Below are 20,661 nucleotides of genomic sequence, written 5' to 3'. Positions count from 1 at the left end.
CGTTTTACTACCCCCGTCCCTGGGGAAATTTATCCGTATAACTGCGGAGCGGTTCTTCAGCTGGCCGTTGGCAGCAGGGAGATATCGGCCACTCGCAGGAACAGGTTGCGCAGGCGGTTGAGCAGTGCCAGGCGGTTATCGCGCACGGCTTCGTCGTCTGCCATCACCATCACGTCGTCAAAGAAGGTGTCGACCGGCTCGCGCAGGCTGGCCAGGGAGGTCAACGCGCTGGCGTAGTCGCCCTGCTCGAACAGCGGCAGTACTTTCTGCGCCTGCTCTTCTACTTTCGCGGCCAGGGTCTTCTCGGCGGTATCCTGCAACAGTGTGTTATCCACCGTCTCGCCGATGCTGTCGCCACCCTGCTTGGTGAGGATGTTGGACACCCGTTTGTTGGCGCCGGCCAGGGCCAGGGCTTCCGGCAGCTGGCGGAAGGCTTCCACGGCCTTCACCCGGCGGTCGAAGTCCAGCGGGCGGGTTGGGCGGCGGGCGTGTACGGCCAGGTACACTTCGGCGCCGATGCCCTGCTCGTCGTAGTGGGCACGGAAGCGCTCTAGCATGTAGTCCACCACGGTGCTGGCGGTATTCTTCTCGGTCAGCACGGTGAAGTTCTGCTCGGCCCACTCACACACGGTTTGCAGGTCCAGGGGCAGCTGGCGCTCGATGATGATACGCAGCACACCCAGGGATGCCCGGCGCAGGGCGAACGGATCCCGGGTGCCGGACGGCGGTTGGTTGATGCCGAACAGGCCCACCAGGGAATCAATGCGGTCGGCGATGGCCACGGCGCAGCCGGTCAGGGTGGTGGGCAGGTCGTCGCCGGCAAAGCGTGGCATGTACTGCTCGTTCAAGGCCTTGGCCACGTCGGCGTGTTCGCCGTCATTGGTGGCGTAGTACTGGCCCATGATGCCCTGCAGATCGGTGAACTCCAGCACCATCTCGGTGACCAGGTCGGTCTTGGCCAGCATGGCCGCACGCTCGGCCAGGGCCGGGTCGCTGTTGATGGCGTCGGCGATCTTCTTCGCCAGCGCAGCCACCCGCACGGATTTGTCGTAAATACTGCCGAGTTTGTCCTGGAACACGATGGGCTTGAGGGCCTCGATGCGGTCTTCCAGCTTGGTCTTGCGATCCGTCTCGTAGAAGAACGCGGCGTCGGACAGGCGCGGGCGAATCACCTTCTCATTACCGGAAATCACCTGGGCCGGGTCTTTGCTTTCCAGATTGGCCACGGTGATGAACAGCGGCAGCATGTTGTCGCTGGCGTCCACCACATGGAAGTACTTCTGGTGCTCCTTCATGGAGGAAATCAGCGCCTCGGCGGGCACATCCAGGAAGCGCTCCTCGAAGCGGCCCATCAGTGGCACCGGCCACTCGTTCAGGGCGGTAACTTCGTCCAGCAGGTCTTCGTCGATCACGGCTTTGCCGCTGGCTTCTTTCTCTGCCAGTTGGGCAACGCCCTGGCGGATCTGTTCGCGGCGTTCGGCGAAGTCGGCCAGTACGTAGCCTTCCTGCTTCAGCACCACTTCGTAGTCGGCCGGGGTCGGCACTATCAGCTCTTTCGGGCAGTGGAAGCGGTGGCCACGGGTTTTGTTGCCGGGCTTCAGGTTCATGACTGGGGTGTCGATCACTTTGTTGCCGAACAGCAGGATCAGCCAGTGTACCGGGCGCACGAATTCGGTTTTGTGGGCGCCCCAGCGCATGCGCTTGGGAATCGGCAGCGCCGCCAGGGATTTATCCACCAGTTCGGGCATCAGCTCTACGGTTGGCTTGCCCTGCTCCACGGTGCGATACACCAGCCAGGCACCCTTGTCGGTTTCCAGGGTATCAAGCTGGTCCGGGGTGATGCCCAGTGAGGTGGCAAAGCCGGTCAGGGCCCGGGTGGGGTTGCCGGCGTCATCAAAGGCGGCTTTCACCGCCGGGCCACGCTTCTCTACCGGCTTGTCTGGCTGGGCATCGGCCAGGTCGCGAATGCGCACAGCCAGGCGACGGGGGGCGGCGAAGGCTTCGACCTTGCCGAAGGCCACGCCCGCCTCTTCCAGGCCTTTGACGATGCCCTGGGTGAAGGCGTCAGACAGCGGTTTGAGGGCTTTCGGAGGCAGCTCTTCGGTGCCCAGTTCGACCAGAAAATCCTGTGTTGCCATTATGCGTTCCCCTGTTCCTGCGGTGCCTTGTTGGCTTTCTTGCCCTTCTTGTTGGCTTTGGCGTCAGCAGCCTCGGCGGCGGCCAGCACTTCCTTGCGAAGATGCTCGGGTGCCAGCGGGAAGCCAAGTTTGCGACGGCTCTCGAAGTAGGCCTGGGCAACGGAGCGAGCCAGGGTACGTACACGCAGGATGAAACGCTGGCGCTCGGTCACGGAAATGGCGTGGCGGGCGTCCAGCAGGTTAAAGGTGTGAGAGGCCTTGAGTACCTGTTCGTAGGCAGGCAGTGGCAGGCCGGCTTCGATCAGGCGGGCGCTTTCCCGCTCGTACACGTCGAAGCTGTGGAACAGGAATTCGGTGTCGGCGTGTTCGAAGTTGTAGGTGGATTGCTCCACCTCATTCTGATGGAACACGTCGCCGTAGGTGACCACGCCGTCCGGGCCTTTGGTCCACACCAGGTCGTACACGCTGTCCACGCCTTGCAGGTACATGGCGATACGCTCAAGCCCGTAGGTCAGCTCGCCGGTGACCGGGTAGCATTCCAGGCCGCCCACCTGCTGGAAGTAGGTGAACTGGGTCACTTCCATGCCGTTCAGCCAGATTTCCCAACCCAGGCCCCAGGCGCCGAGCGTGGGGGATTCCCAGTTGTCTTCGACAAAGCGGATGTCGTGTACCAGCGGGTCCAGGCCCAGGGCGCGCAGGGAATCCAGGTACAGCTCCTGGATGTTGTCCGGTGACGGTTTCAGAACCACCTGGAACTGATAGTAGTGCTGCAGGCGGTTCGGGTTCTCGCCGTAGCGTCCGTCTGTGGGTCGGCGGCTGGGCTGGACGTAGGCGGAGTTCCAGGTTTCCGGGCCGATGGAACGCAGGAAGGTGGCCGGGTGAAAAGTACCGGCGCCCACTTCCATGTCCAGGGGCTGGAGAACCACGCAGCCGTGCTGCGCCCAGAAATTCTGCAGTGCCAGGATCAGACCCTGGAAGGTCTTGATGTCCGGCGCGGAGTTGTTGGTTGCCTTGTCTGTCACGACGTTTGCCTGCTGGTCAGTCTGTGTGTGGCGCCCCGGTTTGCGGGGCACTCCGAAATTTGAAAACGCGCATTATACGCTGGCTGGCGTTGCATTTCTAAGTGCCAGCCAGGGTGTTGTTTTGCTTGAGATCAATCAGAAGAAGGTGAGGCCCACCTGGAACAGCTTTTCCACGTCCCGGATACGGGTTTTGTCCACCAGGAACAGGATCACGTGGTCATCGGGCTGCACCCGGATATGGTCGTGGGCAATCAGTACCTCGTTGTGGCGAACGATGGCGCCGATGGTGGTGCCTGGTGGCAGATTGATTTCGTCCAGGCGCTTGCCGACCACCTTGGATGACCGGTGATCACCATGGGCGATGGCCTCAATGGCTTCCGCGGCGCCCCGGCGCAGCGAGTGAACGTTCACCACATCGCCCCGGCGCACGTGGGTGAGCAGGCTGCCGATGGTGGTCTGCTGGGGCGAGATGGCGACATCGATATCACCGCCCTGGATCAGGTCGACGTAGTCCGGGTTGTTGATCAGGGTCAGCACCTTGCGGGCACCCAGCCGCTTGGCGAGCAGGGATGCCATGATGTTGGCTTCGTCGTCGTTGGTGACGGCGCAGAACACATCGGTGTTTTCGATGTTCTCTTCCAGCAGGATGTCCTTGTCGGCGGCGTTGCCTTCCAGCACCACGGTTTTGCGTAAACGTTCGGACAACATCACGCAGCGGTCATGGTCACGCTCAAGAATCTTCACCTGGTATCGGCTTTCCAGGGTGTTGGCCAGCCGGTAACCAATGTTGCCGCCACCGCAGATAAAAATGCGTTTGTAGGGTTTGGACAGGGGTTGAAGCTCGCTCATGACCGAGCGAATGTGATCGGAGGCGGCAATAAAGAACACCTCGTCGCCGTCTTCGATGACGGTGTCGCCCTGGGGCATGATGGCCCGGTCTTTCCGGAAAATCGCGGCCACCCGGGTATCGATCTTGGGCATGTGGGTGCGCAGGTAGGACAGCTCATGGCCGACCAGTGGCCCGCCTTTGGTCGCCCGTATGGCCACCAGCCTGACCAGGCCCTTGGAGAACTCGAGCACCTGCAGGGTGCCCGGGTACTCGATCAGCCGGGTAATGTGTTTGGTGACCAGGTGTTCGGGGCTGATCAGTACGTCGATGGGAAAGCCCCGGAGGCTGTCCAGGTCTTTGTCCATGTCACGACGGTAGAACAGCTCGGATTTGGCCAGATAGGCATTGGCCCGCACTCGGCAGATGGTGGTGGGTGTCTTGTACAACAGCTTGGACACCTGGCAGGCCACCATATTGGTTTCGTCGCTGTTGGTTACGGCGATCACCATGTCGGCGTCTTCGGCGCCGGCCTGGCGCAGTACCGTGGGGTAGGAGGCGCGGCCGTGCATGGTGCGAATGTCCAGCCGGTCCTGAAGCTCACGAAGGCGGGCGCTGTCGCTGTCAATCACCGTGATGTCGTTGGCTTCATTGGCGAGGTTTTCCGCCAGGGTGCCGCCTACCTGGCCCGCACCGAGTATCAGGATTTTCATAGTTCAGGTTTCTCCAGCACGGCATAGAAAAAGCCGTCGTGGCTGTCCGGGTCTGGCAGCAATTGGCGCCCGGTGGTCATATCCCTGCCCCAGTCTGCGTCGATGCTGATCAGCTTTGCCTGAGTCTGTTGTTTCAGGAATCGCTGGATTATACGGTGGTTCTCTTGAGGAAACACCGAGCAGGTGGCGTACACCAGCCTGCCGCCGGGTTTCAGGATAGACCACATGGCGTCCAGCAGGCCAAGCTGGATGCTGGCCAACGGTACGATGTCGGATTCGCGGCGCAGCAGCTTGATGTCCGGGTGCCGGCGGATCACGCCGGTGGCGCTGCAGGGTACGTCCAGCAGGATGCGGTCAAACGGGTTGCCATCCCACCAGCTGTCGATATCGGCGGCGTCGGCCTGTGTCAGGGTGGCGTGCAGGTCGAGCCGGTCCAGGTTCTCCTGCACCCGGGGCAGGCGCTCGGCGGATTCGTCGATGGCAATCACTTCGTCCAGTTCGCCACAGGCCTCCAGAATGGCGCAGGTTTTGCCGCCGGGAGCTGCGCAGGCGTCCAGTACACGTTGGCCTGGTTGCAGGTCCAGCAGAGTGGTGCACAGTTGCGCGGCTTCGTCCTGAACGCTGGCGCCGCCGTCTTCAAACCAGGGCAGACGTTCTACCGGCACCGGGCGATCCAGTTGGATGCCGTGGGGGGCGAAACGGGTAGGTTTGGCCTCGATACCTGCCTCAGACAGTAGCTTCAGGTACTCATCACGGCTGAAACGCAGCGCGTTTACCCGCAGGGTCATGGGCGCCTGGGTGTTGTTGGCGCCAAGAATGGCCTGCCAGTCTTCCGGCCAGTTGTGGCGCAGCTTTTCCACCATCCACACCGGATGGCTGTAGCGGCTGCTGTCGTCTTTCGGCTCCGGCGCACCTTCCCTTTCCGCAGCCCGCAACACGCCGTTGACCAGGCCGGTGAGGTGCGGTTTGTCCAGCGCCCGGCAGGCTTCCACGGTTTCGTTCAGCACGGCGTAGGTGGCCTGTTCACTGAACCGCAGTTGGAACAGGGCCACCAGCATCAGGTGATGAACAACGCGGTCCGGTTTGCGCAGGGGCTTTTTCAGGCGCTGGTTCAGCTCACCCTCAAGCCGGTGAAACCAGCGGCAGGTGCCGTAGCAGATCGCTTGTAGCTGCGGCCGTTGTTCCGGGGGTAACTGGTTCAGGGCTGGCGGCAGGCATTGGGTCAATGACTGGCCGCTTTCCACTGCCAGCAACACATTGGCAGCGACGGCACGGAATGGCAGGGGCTGGTAGGCCATGGTCAGTTCAGCTCCTGGCCGGGCAGCAGCACCTGCTTGCCGCCGTTGATCAGGTCGCTGATGCTCTGGGCTTTGCTGCCGGGTAACTGCACCGAGGTAATCTTCAGGGTACCGGTGCCGCAGGCGACGTCAACGCCTTCTCTCTCGCGACTGATCACGGTGCCTGGCTCCTTGTCACTGCTATGCTCCAGTGCGGTGGCGTGATGAAGGCGGATGCGTTGTTCGCCGAGATCGGTAAAGGTGCCGGGCCAGGGGTTAAAGGCACGAATCAAGCGTTCGATCTCGATGGCGCTGCGGGACCAGTCGATGTGGCCTTCTTCCTTGGACAGTTTGTGGGCGTAGTTGGCGTCGGCATCATTCTGTGGCTCAGGGGCCAGTTCGCTGTTTGCCAGTTGCACCAGGGCTTCCACAATCGCTTTGCCGCCCATGTCCGCCAGGCGGTCATGCAGGCTGCCGCCGGTGTCGTCGGCGTGGATCGGGGTGCTGGTTTTCAACAGCATATCGCCTGTATCCAGGCCTTCGTCCATCTGCATGATGGTAATGCCGGTTTCGGCATCGCCGGCGGCAATAGACCGTTGAATTGGAGCGGCACCGCGCCACCGTGGCAGTAAGGAGGCATGGATGTTCAGGCAGCCGTGGGTGGGGATATCCAGCACGGCTTTGGGCAGGATCAGGCCGTAAGCGGCCACAATCATCACATCTGGCTTTAACGCAGCCAGTTCCCGCTGGGCGTCTTCCGGTTTCAGGCTGACCGGTTGGAATACAGGAATGCCGGCGTCCAGGGCGACCTGTTTGACCGGGCTGGGCATCAGTTTGCGGCCCCGGCCGGCGGGGCGGTCTGGCTGGCTGTACACGCCCACCAGGTTATAGCCGGCTTCCAGAAGGGCTTTCAGGGCAGTGGCGGCAAAATCCGGCGTTCCGGCAAAAACAATGCGCACGGTGGTTGCTTCTCTGTGTCGTTGATACGAAAAAACCGGGTCGTAACCCGGTCTGAATTCGGTTCTGTGCTGTTGGCGCCTCAGGCGCTTTGCTTGTGGAGCTTTTCCAGCTTCTTGCGAATGCGGTTACGCTTGAGCGAGCTGAGGTAATCCACGAACAGCTTGCCGTTCAGGTGGTCCATTTCATGCTGGATGCACACCGCCAGCAGGCCGGTAGCCTCGAGCACGAATTCTTCGCCGTTACGGTCTTTGGCGGTAATCCGGCAGTGCTCGATGCGCTTTACGTCTTCATAAAAGCCGGGTACCGACAGGCAGCCTTCCTGCATGGCTTCCAGTTCGCCATCCAGTACTTCCACTTTCGGGTTGATGAACACCCGGGGCTCGCTCTTGTCTTCCGACAGGTCCATCACGATGATCTGTTTGTGCACGTTGACCTGAGTAGCCGCCAGGCCAATGCCGGGGGCATCGTACATGGTCTCGAACATGTCGTCGATCAGCTTGCGGATGTCGTCGGTCACCTCGTCCACCGGCTTGGCGATGGTGCGAAGGCGCGGGTCCGGGTACTCAAGAATCTCTAAAATCATAATGCTTTGGCTTCTCTGAAATGCGACGGCGGTCTGCGCAAATTTTCTCCACGAATCTATGATGGGGAGAACGTAATGGCTCTATTATCCGATAAATTGTCGATTGAGTACAAACTGATCAGTTAATAGTTAAAATCTTTCAGCCATACTGAAGAATTTACTGGAAGAACAAAAGATAACATCACAAATACCCGAACATCTTCTATAGTAACGGGAATAACAACGTAATAAGCTGCGGGGATACCGCTGCGACGTTACCCAACGCAAAGATTCAAGGCACGCGATCAAGGATATAGACAATGAGGAAATTGTTGTACGCTCTGGCAGCGACGGCGCTGCTGTTTACCTCCTGGGCCCAGGCACAACCCGAGCTCAGGTCTGATCATCCTGAGCGTTACACTGTCGTCAAAGGGGACACCCTCTGGGACATTTCAGCGCGATTCCTGAACAACCCCTGGTACTGGCCGGAAATCTGGCACGTTAATCCGCAGGTTGCCAACCCCCACCTGATTTACCCGGGTGATCGCCTGGCGCTGGTGTACATCGATGGCAAGCCCCGTATTACCAAGGTGTCTACCAGCGATGTCGTCAAGCTGTCACCGCAAATCCGTTCCGAAGCGATCGATACCCCGATTCCAGCCATCCCGCTGGATGCCATCAGCAGCTTCCTGACCGACACCCGCATTGTCTCTCCGGCTGAAATCAACGGCGCACCTTACGTGCTGGAAGGCGAAGATGGTCGCATCATCACCGGTGCCGGTGACCGGGTTTATGCCCGTGGCCAGAAGCCGGCTGACCGGGTTGGCGTTTTCCGTCGCAGCAAGGAATTTGTGGATCCTGAAACCGGTGAATTCCTGGGGCTGGAAGCGCGCAGCATCGCCAAGGGTAACATTACCGCGGAAAACGGTGATGTACTGACCATGACCCTGACCCGTTCCAGCGAGGAAGTGCGCATCGGTGACCGCCTGCTGGTCAACGAAGATCGTCGCCTGACCACGAACTTCGTGCCCAGCTCTCCGGACGAGGAGATTGAGGGCCGGATGATTTCCGTGGATGGTGGTGTTAACCAGATCGGTCAGTACAACGTGGTGGCCATCAACCGCGGCGAACGTGAGGGCTTGATGCCGGGCCACGTGCTGGCAGTTATGAAGAGCGGTAACCTGGTCCGTGACCCGGTCACCGGTGAAACCATTGAGCTGCCGTCCGAGCGGGCTGGCCTGCTGATGGTGTTCCAGTCTTACGAAAAGATGAGCTATGGCCTGATTCTTCAGGCGACTCGCCCGCTGGCGGTGGGTGATCGGGTCAAGAACCCCTGATCACCCCTGCATGGGCTTGTCTGTAATGAGGTAGAATGGCCGGGCCGGAGCGCCCGGCCATTGTCGTTTTCAAGGATGAAAAAAGATGTCTGTACGTAACTGTCTGGATTCGGCCAGCGACCGCTGGCTCCTGTTGTCTCTACTGCCCCGGTTTGGCCTTCGCCTGCGTGAGCGGGTACTCGCCAACACCGACCAGCTGACTGATATCCTCGAAATGAACGCCGCCACCCTGAAAGCCCTGGGGTTGGCCACCGATGCCATCGATGCGGTGATGGCCTGGCAGGCTGACGATGCCGGCCACCCAGTGTTGGTGGAGGCAGACCGGATACGCTCGGCCTGCCGGGCGTCCGGAATTTTCCTGATGGGGTATGGTGAAGCCGGATATCCGGATGCACTCAGGCATATTCATAACGCCCCGTTGTTGCTGTACGGTCGGGGTGATCCCGACTTACTACACAAGGACCAGCTTGGCGTTGTCGGCAGTCGCAATGCCACCCGGGCTGGCCTGGAGCACGCCCGGCAGTTTGCCGCCGAACTGAGCCGGCGCGGGCTTCTGATCACCAGTGGCCTTGCCCTGGGGATTGACGGTGCCGCCCATGCCGGCGCCCTGGATGCCGGTTTTCCGACCATTGCCGTGGTGGGCTGCGGTCTCGACAGGTTGTATCCCGCACAACACCGAAAGCTGGCGGGGCGCATCATTGAGCAGGGGCTTATTGTCTCGGAATACCCGCCCGGAACACAGGCACGGGCCGCCCACTTTCCGCAACGGAACCGGATTATCAGTGGCCTGAGCCGTGGCGTGCTGGTGGTTGAGGCCAGCCTGCGCAGTGGCTCGCTGATCACCGCGAGAACCGCGCTGGAACAGGGGCGCGAGGTGTTCGCCATTCCCGGCTCGGTGCACAGCCCGGTGGCTCGGGGTTGTCACCAGTTGATCAAACAGGGCGCAAGGCTGGTGGAGACCGCTGATGACGTTCTGGAGGAACTGGGCACCTGGTGGTCGATGCAGCCCGCATCGGAATGTGATCAAACCGGCCCTGCAGAGCGGGATTTGTCCGGGTTGGACAGTCGGGAAATCGCGGTGCTTGAGGCTTTGGGGTATGATCCACAATCTACCGATGCACTGAGCCAGGCCACGGGCCTGCCAGCCGATCAGCTGATGCAGTCTTTGTTGCTGCTGGAGCTGGAAGGGCTGGCTAATTCCGCTCCCGGTGGTTATCTCCGGGCGGGCTGACGGTGCATTATTTGGGTTCGACCAACCGGATAGTACAATTTCGTTATGTCAGCGACGTCTCCCCTGCATTCATGGCAGCTCCATTGTGCCCGCCGCACCGTTCTGGCCGGCGGCGTTATTGCCTATCCCACCGAGGCCGTCTGGGGGCTGGGATGTGATCCCTGGAACCGCGAGGCGGTTGAGCGCATCCTCGAATTAAAGCAGCGCCCGATGCACAAGGGCATGATTCTGGTGGCTGCGTCTATTGATCAGGTGCGCTTTCTGCTGGACCCTTTGCCCCGGGTGCTGCAATGGGAAGCCGAGCAGCACTGGCCGGGCCCAATCACCTGCCTGGTACCGGATGTGCTCGAGCAGGTACCGGACTGGGTGCGCGGCAAGCACCGCACCATTGCGGTTCGTGTCAGTGACCATCCGGTTGTTCAGGCTCTGTGTAATGCCACCGGTATGCCGCTGGTGTCCACGTCCTGCAACCCCGCTGGCCGGGCGCCGGCCCGCAGCATCTGGCACGTACGCCGTTACTTCGGTGATGAGCTGGACCGCATTGTGCCCGGAGCACTGGGTGGCAACCGCAAGCCCAGCCGAATCATCGATATTGTCACTGGAAAACAGTTTCGCTAGGAGAGTGCATGTCACAGCAGCCGGATACCCAAGCCGTCAAAGACTATCTGATTGGGCTTCAGGAACGCATCTGTCAGCGGCTTGAGGCGGTCGATGGCGGGGCAACGTTTATCCGTGACAGCTGGCAGCGACCGGAAGGCGGTGGCGGTATCAGCCGGGTGATCAGCGGTGGCAAGGTGATCGAGAAGGGGGGTGTGAATTTCTCCCATGTGATGGGCGACACCATGCCGGCTTCCGCCACCGCGCATCGGCCCCAGCTGGCCGGGGCACCCTGGCAGGCCATGGGCGTGTCACTGGTGATCCATCCGGAAAACCCCTACGTGCCGACCTCGCACGCCAATGTGAGATTCTTCATCGCCACGCCAAAAGATGCCGAGCCGGTGTACTGGTTTGGCGGTGGCTATGACCTGACGCCCTACTACGGCAACGAGGAAGACTGCGTGCACTGGCACCAGACCGCCCGCAACGCCTGTGCCCCGTTTGGTGATGACGTTTACCCCCGGTTCAAGCAATGGTGTGACGACTATTTTTATCTGAAACACCGACAGGAGCCCCGGGGTGTGGGTGGATTGTTCTTTGACGATCTCAATACCGGTGATTTTGCCCGGGACTTTGCCTTTATGCAGGCGGTAGGCGACAGTTACATAGAAGCCTACGAGCCGATTGTGCGGCGCCGGATGGCCCAGCCCTGGGGCGAGCGGGAACGGGAATTCCAACTCTACCGCCGCGGTCGGTATGTGGAGTTCAACCTCGTATATGACCGGGGCACCCTGTTTGGCCTGCAGTCTGGTGGTCGCACGGAGTCCATTCTGATGTCACTGCCGCCGCTGGTGCGCTGGGATTATGACCGGCAGCCGGAGCCCGGCAGCGAAGAAGCCAGGCTGACAGACTACTTCCTGACGGGCCATAACTGGCTGGAGGGCGCCAATGACCAATGAACTCTACGCGGTGGTGGGTAACCCCATCAGCCATAGCAAGTCGCCCAGGATTCACAGCCTGTTTGCCTGCCAGACTGGCGAACCGGTGGAGTACACCGCCATTCAGGCTCCGATTGATGAGTTTTCCGGCACCGTGCGGCATTTTTTTGAACGGGGCGGTAAGGGCCTGAATGTAACGGTGCCCTTCAAGGAGCAGGCCTGGACCCTGGCGGACCACCGGACGCCTCGGGCAGAGAAAGCCGGTGCCGCCAATACCCTTTACCTGGATCAAGAAAACGAGCTGGTGGCCGATAATACAGATGGCGTCGGTATAGTCCGTGATCTGCAGAACAATCACGGGGTGGCGCTGAAAGGCTTGAAGGTACTGGTACTTGGCGCTGGCGGTGCCGTTCGGGGCGTCATTGGCCCGATACTGGCCGAACAGCCGGCAGCGCTCACCATCGCCAACCGGACGGTGGCCAAGGCGGAGGCACTGGTCAGGCTGTTTGCGAAAGAAGCCGGCACAACGGTGTTGAGTGCCTGTGGATTCGAGGCACCGGATCAACCGTTTGACCTGATCATCAATGGCACCAGCGCCAGCCTGCAGGGAGACTTGCCCCCGGTGTCTGCAAATGTGATCGGGCCGGCTACGGTGGTGTACGACATGATGTATTCTCTGCAGACCACCACCTTCAATCAGTGGGCCCTGGATAACGGTGCCCGTCGGGTGCATGACGGCCTGGGAATGCTGGTGGAACAGGCCGCAGAATCGTTTTTTGTGTGGCGGGGTGTGCGTCCGGAAACCGCGCCGGTGATTGAAGAATTGCGAACCGATTGAGGCCGCGGGTTCCGGCCGTTTCATAAGGGTTGTTCATGGACATTCTCACGCTTGTCGGATTGCTTGCCGGAATCCTGATTGTTGTCCTGGCGATGCTGGCCAACGCCACGGTCATCACCTTCCTGAATCTGCCCGGACTGGCGATTGTTCTGGGTGGCACCTTCGCAGTGACACTGATCAAGTTCCGAATGCCCTCGGTAGTCAGCGCCTTCCGGTTGGCTTTTCGTTCGGCTTTTACTGACCGGTTGCCCCGTCCGGCGGAACTGATCCGGGAAGTGGGTGTACTGGCTCGGGTGGTTCGCAAAGAGGGCATCCTGGGCCTGGAAAACCACGAAACCGACGATGAATTTCTGCAAAAAGCCATCAACCTGTGTGTAGATGGCCACCCGCCGGAATTGGTGGAGGAAGCCCTGCTTCAGGAAACCCAGCAAACCGCAGAGCGCTATGAAGTGGCTGAGCGAGTGTTTCGGGGTATTGGTGAATCCGCGCCGGCCATCGGTATGCTGGGTACGCTGGTGGGGCTGGTGCAGATGCTGAACACTCTGGATGACCCTTCGTCCATTGGCCCGGCCATGGCCATTGCCCTGCTGACCACACTCTACGGCGCCTTTATTGCCCAGCTCATTGCCTTGCCCCTGGCCGATAAACTGCAACTCAAGGCGGAAGACGATTCCCGCAACCAGATGCTCATTATCACCTCCATCAAGAGCATCATGCGTGGCGAGAACCCCCGGGTTATGACGGAGCTGCTGTCGTCTTACGTAACACCAGAGCACCGGACCAACCTGGAACCGGAGCGGGAGGCCTGAGGTTTGCAACCGGCGCGGCCACTGAAAAAAAACGCACTCAAAAAGCGTACGCCCGACTGGATTGTCACCTTCGCGGATCTGGCAACCCTGTTGCTGACGTTTTTTATCCTGCTGTTGTCGTTCGCCGAGATGGATATCGAGAAGTACCGGGCCATGGCGAACTCCATGTCCCTGGCGTTTGGCTCCAGCAATGTGGTGGCCGAGGACATCGGCGGTACACCTCTGACCCTGATTGAAGCCGATACCGTATCGCTGCCGGAGCCTTCTGAAAACCTGCAGGATCAGCCGGAGTTCATTGACGAGCGAACCGAGCGCTCGGAAACCCGACAGATTCCCGGTGGTGTCCTGGACTTGGCCAGCCGGTTGATCCAGGAGCTGGAAACCGAAGTTGCCTCCGATACCTTGCACATCAATTACGATGAAGACCAGGTGGTTATCCGTTTCTCCGAAGAAGCCACCTTTCGTTCTGGCGATGCCGCCATCATGCCGGGTATGATTCCGATCATCGAACGGGTGGTTACCGTGCTGTCGGCCTGTACCGGGGATGTGGTGGTGTCTGGCCACACCGACGATGTGCCCATATCCAGCAGCGTGTATCGCTCAAACTGGGATTTGTCTGCTGCCCGGGCGGTATCTGTCGTCCACGAACTGGTGCTGAACCGCCAGGTACCGGCTGAGCGGGTTGTGGCGGCCGGCCGTGCCGAAACCCGGCCGTTGGTGGCCAATGATAGCGCGGAGAACCGGGCGGTGAACCGGCGGGTTGAAATATCGGTTCGTAATCCCGAGTGTGACGATGCCGTGCCCACCCGCGACTTGCCTGTGGAAATCATCCCCTGAACGCTTATAGCCTGAGTGCAGATTCTCATAGTGCATTTATATAAGTGATGCAGATTCAAAGCCTTATACTGTGCCGCTCAAACCTTGGCAGATAACGGGAGTTTTCAGCATGAGCGGACCAGATAAACCGAAGGTTATTGGAGAAGAGTGGAGTGACGAGCGGGTTAAAAGCTTTCTCGATCTGTCACCCTGGGACAAGAACCTGAACCCGGATCATTTCGTGCTGATTCGCGCCTATGAGTCCATGCGGGCAGGTGATTTCGAACGGTTTTTGGCGTTCTTTGTGGAAGCCGGACGCGATCTAAACGCCGAAGATGAGCACGGCCAGACCATCCTGGACCGGGTGTCACAGCACCGTCGCAGCAGCGACTACGCCCGGGCTCTGGAAAAAGCCGGCGCAAAACAAAAGGCAACGGCCGGGAACTGAGCCCCGGCCCGAACATCGCCTTACTGCACTTCTACTTCGATGGCTTTGGGCTCTTTGGGTTCGGCCTTTTGGATGCTCAAAGTCAGCAGGCCGTCCTTGAAGTTGGCTTTCACACTGTTCTCGTCCACATTGTCCGGCAACGTGAACCGGCGCAGGAAGCTACCGTAGACCCGCTCGATGCGGTGGTGCTTCTTGTCACTGGTCTCTTCCTCGTGCTTGCGCTCGCCCTGAATGGTGAGCACGCCATCGTGCACTGTCACCTTCACATCGTCCTTGTTCATGCCGGGTAATTCGGCTTCCACAGTGAAGGCTTCGGCCGTTTCCTTGATATCCACAGCCGGGGCCCAGTCGCTGCGACTGAACAGGTCTTTACCTTCCCGTTCGCCATTGGTGCGTGCGAGCCCGAACACCCGGTTGTAGCGGTTCATCATGTCTTCGAATTCGCCGATCGGATTCCAGCGGGTCAGATTGCTCATAGGGAACTCCTCCTTTAACGATGTCGAACCTGAGATTTTCATCAGCTTCGCTCGCGGAACAGCTCCATACCGGTGGCGCCAGCCGGATGGACTCCGTGAACTTCTGCTATTCACGAATATAGGATCGCCCGGTTTGTTTTCAAGCACCCCTCTGTTTACTTTTTGACCTGCATCAAGGGCCTTGAGGGTTCGCCAAACTGCGCGAGCAGAAATGCCCGAAATCGGCTCATGGGGGCGCCATCGGTGTGCTCATCCGGCAGGGTACCTGGCCGGAATCCTGGCAGGTCTCCGTTCAGAAAAGGCTTTACCAGTGTCGGGTTGCGGCTGATCACATGGATGATCACATCTCTGCTGGCATCGTCTCCAGTGATCAGTGGCGCCGGCTGGTGATCACCCAGTATGAACAGCAGTGACCCGTCAGTGAGATAGCGAGCCGCGTAGTCTCCGGCAACGGCCAGGGCGTAATCGATGGCCTGAATATAATGTTCCCGAACCCGCTCCGGATCCCGCCAGAGCGAGGCGGGCGCCTCGCCAGCGCCTTCCCATTGCTGGAAAATCTGGCCATCTCCAATGCTGTCCCAATCGTCCAGCACTGGCAGTATCGGCACCCAGGGAGCGTGGCTGCTGATCAGTGCCAGCTCCGCGAACACCGGGGACGGCGTTGCCTGTCGCAGCTGTTCGAACCGGTGCCAGGTATACTGATCGGGCATGGTGACCCAGTTGAACGCTGGCCCCTGGTAACCGAGCGCGTCTTGATCATAAATGCGGTGGTAGCCAAATAGCTGACCTTCCGGCCATTCCCGGGTGATGGCGGGCATCACCGCCATGGTCTGATGCCCGGTCACCCGGAAATCATCGATCAACGTGGCGTAGTTGCTGCTCAGCAGCGCTTCATAGGCAATCTGGGTGTTGATCCACTGCCCACTGAGCACCGAGAGATGGCCGAGCCAGGATTGCCCGCCCTGGATGGGTGCTTTCAGGCGGCCGGTGGCGACGGTCAGGCCGGCACTATCCAGCTGTTCGGCCAAGGTGGCCAGCCTGGGGCCCAATACCGGCCGGTAACGTTCATCGGTAAGCCCGGAGATGCCGTAGGATTCCACGAAGGCCAATACCACATCGGTATTGGCCAGGCCCGGCAGTGCGCGCGGTTGCCGGCTGGCGGTTGGTTGTTGTTCCAGGCCGGCACGAAAAGCCGAGGTGGCCTGATGCGTGTGTTTGATCAACGATCCCTGATTGGCGACGAAGGCCAGGGCCGGGCTCCCTACCCAAGGGGTCAGTATGGCCAGCGTGAGCAATGCCGTGGCGCTGAGCCCCAGGGCCCGCCCCCGTAACGGCAGCGTTCGGGCGAGGTGCAGTCCGAGCCGGCGAAACACCCAGGCCACGAGCGCCGCCGTCAGGATCAGCGCGACCACAACCAGTACGGCCCCCGGGATACCCAGGTTGGTGCGGAGCAGATGCCAGGCGGCATCCAGCAAGCTCACTTCCAGATACAGATTCAGGCCCCGCCCCAGGCTCTGACGGACCAGCGCATCGGCCGCAATCAGCCAGACCATCAGGGCGTAAATGCCTGAAAACAGCATCGCCAGTCGGTCACGTTGGTTGGGTAGTTGGTGTAACAGCCACCAGATAATCAGGGCTTCCAGCGCCAGCCAGGGCGCCGGGCCCGGAAGTGCCAGGGCGGGTAGCAGCAACAGCCCGTTAAGCAATACAAAGGCGGCCAGCATCAAAGCGATCGGGCCTCTGGCGGCGGTGGCGCGTACTGGTACAGCCAGGTTTCAGTCAGTGCCTGGGAGCCTATTCTCAGGTAAAGGCGCAGGTCTATCGGGCTGGTGTCATCATCCGGAATTAGATCAAACATGGCGCGGAAGCCGTTGATGGCGTGCAGCGGCCTGGCCGATACCAGTTCTACTTTGCCCCGGCTGGCACTCACGACTGCCTCGACCCCGGCATGACGGTCCATCATTGAAAGGCTCCCGCCGGTAAAGTCCACCGCAAAGCGCCGGGAAAAGTAGGTTCGGGGCTGGCCAATAACACCTCCAATACCGGTGCGCGTGGCGACCACCGCGCCAAGCTCCGGATTTTGATCCGGCATGGTTTCGCCCCAGGTGAGGCGGTACCCTATGGGATAGGCTTCTCCGGGCCGCCAGGACTCCTTCGGATTCCAGAAGGCCACGATGTTGTCAAAGGTTTCATCGAGCGTCGGGATCTCCACCAGCATCACGGCGCCCTCGCCCCAGTTACCTCGGGGGGTTACCCAAAGACTGGGCCGCAATTCGTAAAACACACCGTCATCCTGGTAGTTGCTGAAATCCCGATCCCGTTGAAGCAGGCCAAAGCCCCGGGGTTGGTTATCGATAAAATGGCTGACCGTCACCTGCTCCGGGTTGGTCAGCGGGCGCCAGATGCGCTCACCGTCGCCGGTCCAGATGGCCAGGCCATCGGAATCGTGGATTTCCGGGCGCCAGTCATTGGCCATGCGCCGATCATTCTCACCGGTCTGGTACATGCTGGTGAGCGGCGCAAGCCCGAAGCGTGTCAGCTCCCTGCGCGGGTACAGGGTGGCCTCCACGTCCATGTTCAGGTTGGCACCGGGATGAATCACAAACCGGTAGGCGCCGGTCACACTCGGCGAATCCAGCAGGGCATGGACCGTCAGTGACAGGTCGCCTGCGCCGGGGCGCTCCAGCCAGAAGGTGGTGAAGCGAGGAAACTCCTCTGGCTGCGGCAGCCCGGTATTGATCGCCAGGCCCCGGGCAGACAAGCCGTATTGGCGGGACTCGCCTACTGCCCGGAAATAGCTAGCTCCCAGGAATGCGGCGATGTCTCGGCTGAAGTCCTGGTGAAAATGCACGCGGAATCCGGCATAGCCGAGGCTGTCTGGCAGGTCATCAAACGCGTCGTTGTCGCCATAGTCGAAGTTTTCGTTCCGGTAGGGCAAGGCGTGGGCCCTGCCATTGACCACTTCGTAGAAGTGCACGGGCTCCTGGAAGTAGAGGCCCAAATGAAAGAACTGGAGCTGAAAGGCGCTGTCTCGTTCCCGCCAAAGTGCCTGTTCTGGCCGGTAGCGTATGGCTTGATATTGGTCCCAATTGAGGGATTGCAGGCTTGGCGGCAGGGGGCTCTGGGGGGCGCGATAAGGTTGGGCCGCCAATATCCGGGCGTGTTCCCGGAGCCAACGGGCACTAAAAACCTGCCCGTCGGAGCCGGCAACGCTGGCCAGTACTCGCCCGGTGCCGGACAGGGCAAGGGGGGCACCAGCGGCCAGTGCCAGTCCGAATTTCAGGAGGCGACGCCGATCCATGGGGAGTGCTCCGGTTGGTTTCTGTGGGTGTGAGTAGCGGTTTGTATCGGGCTCAGGTTCAGGCTCAGTCGGGCAAGTGCCCTACCCCAAGGTGAGTCGGGCTCAGACTGCCAAGCCTTGAGATGCAGAGATTGCATGGCTTTAGGGTGGTCGCAGAGCAGGCTGATCTGGCTGCTGGTGAGTGCGTCGGGGCCTTGTGCTGCACACTGGTTGACCAGGGCATTCAACACCCGTTGCTTGCTCCCCCCGGAGGGGCCGGGTTGGCGTTGCCGCCAACAGTGGTAACGGGGAGATAGCACTGTCTGTTCGAACCAGCTCAGTGATGGCAGGCGATTGTTCTGCGGGTGGTCCATCGAAGCGCGAGCGATGACTGGCACAGGGGATGCCTGTTCGGGAATGACCATTTGTTGGCCGGTGCGCTTGCCCGCTAGCCACACCGTGAGTAACGGCGCAATCAGCACCGGAATCGTGACCGGCAGGGCCCAGAGCGTCAGGTTCGGGCTGAACCACTGGATCAAAATCAGTACGCCGGCGCACACCAGTGCGGGCCGGGCAAAGTGCTGAAGCGCTTCCTCCAGCCCACCGGCACCGGTTCGATTCTGCCCCTGCCAACGCAAGCTGCTATTCACGACTGCACCGGCGACATGGCCGCTATGGGCGATCATTCGGATGGGTGCCAGTATCAGTGATATCAGGGTTTCAATGACCGTGCTGGCTGCCATCCGCCACCGGCCACCAAACAGCCTCTCGCGCCGGGCAAGGCACTGGTCTACCAGTGCCAGAATCCGCGGGCCCAGCAGCGTTGTTACGGTGAGCCCGATCAGGCAGGCACCAGCCAGGTTCCAGCCTGTGGACGACACCCCGATCAGCCCGGGCAACGGTTGGCTAACCGGTGTTCCCGCCATGGCGAGGTAGCCAGACAAGGCAAGAAACGCCAACCACAGGGGTGAGGCCAGATAAGCCAGAATGCCGGTGAGTAGCGCCAGGCGGTGGGCAAAACGCAGCTTGGTCATCGTGAGCAAGGGGACCAGGTGCTGCAGGTTGCCCCGGCACCAGCGACGGTCGCGAATCAGGTCGTCTCCGAGGGTGGGCGGTGATTCCTCATAGCTGCCGGCGATGGCCGGTTCCAGCCACACCTCGAAACCGGCGCGGCCCATAAGCGCAGATTCGAGATAGTCGTGACTCAATATCGGGCCACGAAAAAGCCCCCAACCCCGTAACTTTCGCAAACCGCAGTGGGCCATGAACGGTGCTACCCGGATAATGGCATTGTGGCCCCAGTAATTGGCATCACCCAGTTGAATGGCTGCCAGGCCGGCACTGTGGATTCGGCCATAGCACCGATTGGCGAACTGTTGCAGCCGGGCAAAGCGGGTATCTGCCCGTACCAGCCTGGGTGCGGTCTGGATAATGCCGGCCCGGGGACGCTGTTCCATCAACTGAACGAGTTTTTCAATCGCTGAGGCTGTGAGCAGGCTGTCGGCGTCCAGCACCACCATGTAACGGTATCGGGCACCCCATCGTCGGAGGAAATCGGCGATGTTGCCGCTTTTAAAGTTCAGGTTCACTCGCCGGCGGCGGTAAAAAAGCCGGTTGCCGGCAGCCATACCGGCGCTCAATTCAGCGCAGGTTGCCTGCTCCTCAAGCCAGACTTCCGGGTCCTGACTGTCGGACAACACATAGACATCAAGTTGGTTGTGCCAGCCCTTGTCTTCAAGCTCTTGATACACAGCCTGAAGATTACCGAGGGAACGTTGCACCGGTTCGTGACAGACTGGCATCACCAACGCCAGCCGGCCTTTGAACGACCCGGCGCCCGCACACCCTGAGAACCGGCGGCTGAGGCTGTGGGGATCGCCCCCGCGCCTGAGCATTGCAAAGCCGAACACCGCGGTCCAGAACCCGAGGCCTATCCAGGTAAACAGAATGGAAAACAGAACAACCAACAGTACCGCGGGCCACCCCTGCTGGGTCATGGACAGGCTATGGGAAAGCAGCCAAACGCCGAAAGTTGTCTGCCCCAGCACCAGCAGTGCGAGCAAAGCGCGCCGCTTGTAGGCGACAGTCTGCCAACGGGGTTCAGTCACCCTGGTACCCGATCCGGCTGCGGGTAAGTTTCGGCGGGGTAGCCTGGTGCTTGTCAGTGTCTGTCGAAAGAGAACGCTGAATGGCAGGCAGAACATGGCTCAGATTTGCATTGCCTGCCCCGTAACAGTACCGGTCAACCACGTGTTGCAGGCGGGACAGACCAACGGGGCAGGCGTCGTGCCGCATGGCATGAAGATAAAGCAATGCACGTTGATGGGTGGTGTCTGTCAGATCCACGGTTGTCTCCCGGCTTGTAACGGCTCGGAAACATACGGAAGCGTCCC

General features: G+C 60.5%; 19 protein-coding genes. 8 read left to right on the top strand and 11 right to left on the bottom strand.

All coding sequences use genetic code 11. The features are described from left to right. Nucleotides 1-56: 56 nt before the first annotated feature. The 6 genes from glyS to def form a co-directional block, all read right to left on the bottom strand. On the bottom strand, nucleotides 57-2,138 hold the full coding sequence (glyS, locus tag J122_RS04750; protein WP_061331401.1) for a glycine--tRNA ligase subunit beta: 2,082 nt from the start codon (nucleotides 2,136-2,138) through the stop codon (nucleotides 57-59). Then, entirely contained in the window at nucleotides 2,138-3,160 is a 1,023-nt protein-coding gene (gene glyQ, locus J122_RS04745) for a glycine--tRNA ligase subunit alpha (protein ID WP_058091829.1), read from the bottom strand. The genes glyS and glyQ overlap by 1 nt, the downstream gene beginning before the upstream one ends. A 135-nt stretch (nucleotides 3,161-3,295) precedes the next feature. Beyond that, a complete protein-coding gene (trkA, locus tag J122_RS04740; protein WP_061331400.1) occupies nucleotides 3,296-4,699 on the bottom strand; it encodes a Trk system potassium transporter TrkA in 1,404 nt (467 codons plus the stop codon). After that, the gene (rsmB, locus tag J122_RS04735) at nucleotides 4,696-5,997 is read right to left on the bottom strand and encodes a 16S rRNA (cytosine(967)-C(5))-methyltransferase RsmB (protein ID WP_061331399.1); all 1,302 of its coding nucleotides are present in this window, start codon (nucleotides 5,995-5,997) and stop codon (nucleotides 4,696-4,698) included. The genes trkA and rsmB overlap by 4 nt, the downstream gene beginning before the upstream one ends. 2 nt (nucleotides 5,998-5,999) lie before the next feature. Continuing rightward, nucleotides 6,000-6,935 (bottom strand): methionyl-tRNA formyltransferase, encoded by a 936-nt coding sequence (gene fmt, locus J122_RS04730; protein ID WP_061331398.1) that lies wholly within the window; start codon nucleotides 6,933-6,935, stop codon nucleotides 6,000-6,002. An 80-nt stretch (nucleotides 6,936-7,015) separates the two neighbouring features. Beyond that, nucleotides 7,016-7,522 (bottom strand): peptide deformylase, encoded by a 507-nt coding sequence (gene def / locus J122_RS04725; RefSeq protein ID WP_082780516.1) that lies wholly within the window; start codon nucleotides 7,520-7,522, stop codon nucleotides 7,016-7,018. Between the two features lie 296 nt (nucleotides 7,523-7,818). Between def and J122_RS04720 the strand changes: the two genes are divergently transcribed. From J122_RS04720 to J122_RS04685, 8 genes are all read left to right on the top strand, one after another. Then, a complete protein-coding gene (locus J122_RS04720) occupies nucleotides 7,819-8,835 on the top strand; it encodes a LysM peptidoglycan-binding domain-containing protein (RefSeq protein ID WP_061331396.1) in 1,017 nt (338 codons plus the stop codon). An 85-nt stretch (nucleotides 8,836-8,920) separates the two neighbouring features. Next, the gene (gene dprA, locus J122_RS04715; RefSeq protein WP_061331395.1) at nucleotides 8,921-10,066 is read left to right on the top strand and encodes a DNA-processing protein DprA; all 1,146 of its coding nucleotides are present in this window, start codon (nucleotides 8,921-8,923) and stop codon (nucleotides 10,064-10,066) included. 45 nt (nucleotides 10,067-10,111) lie between these two features. Next, nucleotides 10,112-10,684: an L-threonylcarbamoyladenylate synthase gene (locus J122_RS04710; protein WP_058091836.1), complete on the top strand. Its 573-nt coding sequence runs from the start codon at nucleotides 10,112-10,114 to the stop codon at nucleotides 10,682-10,684. Between the two features lie 8 nt (nucleotides 10,685-10,692). After that, a complete protein-coding gene (gene hemF / locus J122_RS04705; RefSeq protein ID WP_061331394.1) occupies nucleotides 10,693-11,622 on the top strand; it encodes an oxygen-dependent coproporphyrinogen oxidase in 930 nt (309 codons plus the stop codon). Then, on the top strand, nucleotides 11,612-12,439 hold the full coding sequence (gene aroE / locus J122_RS04700) for a shikimate dehydrogenase (RefSeq protein ID WP_061331393.1): 828 nt from the start codon (nucleotides 11,612-11,614) through the stop codon (nucleotides 12,437-12,439). Before hemF ends, aroE begins: the two co-directional genes overlap by 11 nt. A gap of 35 nt (nucleotides 12,440-12,474) precedes the next feature. Next, on the top strand, nucleotides 12,475-13,248 hold the full coding sequence (locus J122_RS04695; RefSeq protein ID WP_061331392.1) for a motility protein A: 774 nt from the start codon (nucleotides 12,475-12,477) through the stop codon (nucleotides 13,246-13,248). Between the two features lie 3 nt (nucleotides 13,249-13,251). After that, the gene (locus tag J122_RS04690; protein ID WP_058091840.1) at nucleotides 13,252-14,085 is read left to right on the top strand and encodes a flagellar motor protein MotB; all 834 of its coding nucleotides are present in this window, start codon (nucleotides 13,252-13,254) and stop codon (nucleotides 14,083-14,085) included. A gap of 109 nt (nucleotides 14,086-14,194) precedes the next feature. Next, entirely contained in the window at nucleotides 14,195-14,512 is a 318-nt protein-coding gene (locus J122_RS04685; RefSeq protein ID WP_058091841.1) for a PA4642 family protein, read from the top strand. 20 nt (nucleotides 14,513-14,532) lie between these two features. Here J122_RS04685 and J122_RS04680 read toward each other — a convergent pair whose 3' ends face one another. The 5 genes from J122_RS04680 to J122_RS22615 all read right to left on the bottom strand — a co-directional run bounded on the left by J122_RS04680 (nucleotide 14,533) and on the right by J122_RS22615 (nucleotide 20,614). Beyond that, nucleotides 14,533-14,988 (bottom strand): Hsp20/alpha crystallin family protein, encoded by a 456-nt coding sequence (locus J122_RS04680; protein ID WP_061331391.1) that lies wholly within the window; start codon nucleotides 14,986-14,988, stop codon nucleotides 14,533-14,535. A 155-nt stretch (nucleotides 14,989-15,143) separates the two neighbouring features. Next, entirely contained in the window at nucleotides 15,144-16,712 is a 1,569-nt protein-coding gene (locus J122_RS04675) for a hypothetical protein (protein WP_061331390.1), read from the bottom strand. Beyond that, the gene (locus J122_RS04670) at nucleotides 16,712-18,289 is read right to left on the bottom strand and encodes a glucan biosynthesis protein (protein ID WP_061331389.1); all 1,578 of its coding nucleotides are present in this window, start codon (nucleotides 18,287-18,289) and stop codon (nucleotides 16,712-16,714) included. The genes J122_RS04675 and J122_RS04670 overlap by 1 nt, the downstream gene beginning before the upstream one ends. After that, nucleotides 18,268-20,376, bottom strand: coding sequence for a glucans biosynthesis glucosyltransferase MdoH (mdoH, locus tag J122_RS04665; protein WP_061331388.1), 2,109 nt, complete (start codon nucleotides 20,374-20,376; stop codon nucleotides 18,268-18,270). Before mdoH ends, J122_RS04670 begins: the two co-directional genes overlap by 22 nt. Beyond that, on the bottom strand, nucleotides 20,369-20,614 hold the full coding sequence (locus J122_RS22615; protein ID WP_061331387.1) for a hypothetical protein: 246 nt from the start codon (nucleotides 20,612-20,614) through the stop codon (nucleotides 20,369-20,371). Before J122_RS22615 ends, mdoH begins: the two co-directional genes overlap by 8 nt. Nucleotides 20,615-20,661 lie beyond the last annotated feature (47 nt).

Source organism: Marinobacter excellens LAMA 842, assembly GCF_001574445.1.
GTDB classification, from domain to species: domain Bacteria; phylum Pseudomonadota; class Gammaproteobacteria; order Pseudomonadales; family Oleiphilaceae; genus Marinobacter; species Marinobacter shengliensis.
Note: the sequence above shows the minus strand (reverse complement) of the source record. Positions and strands in the feature narration are given on the sequence as shown.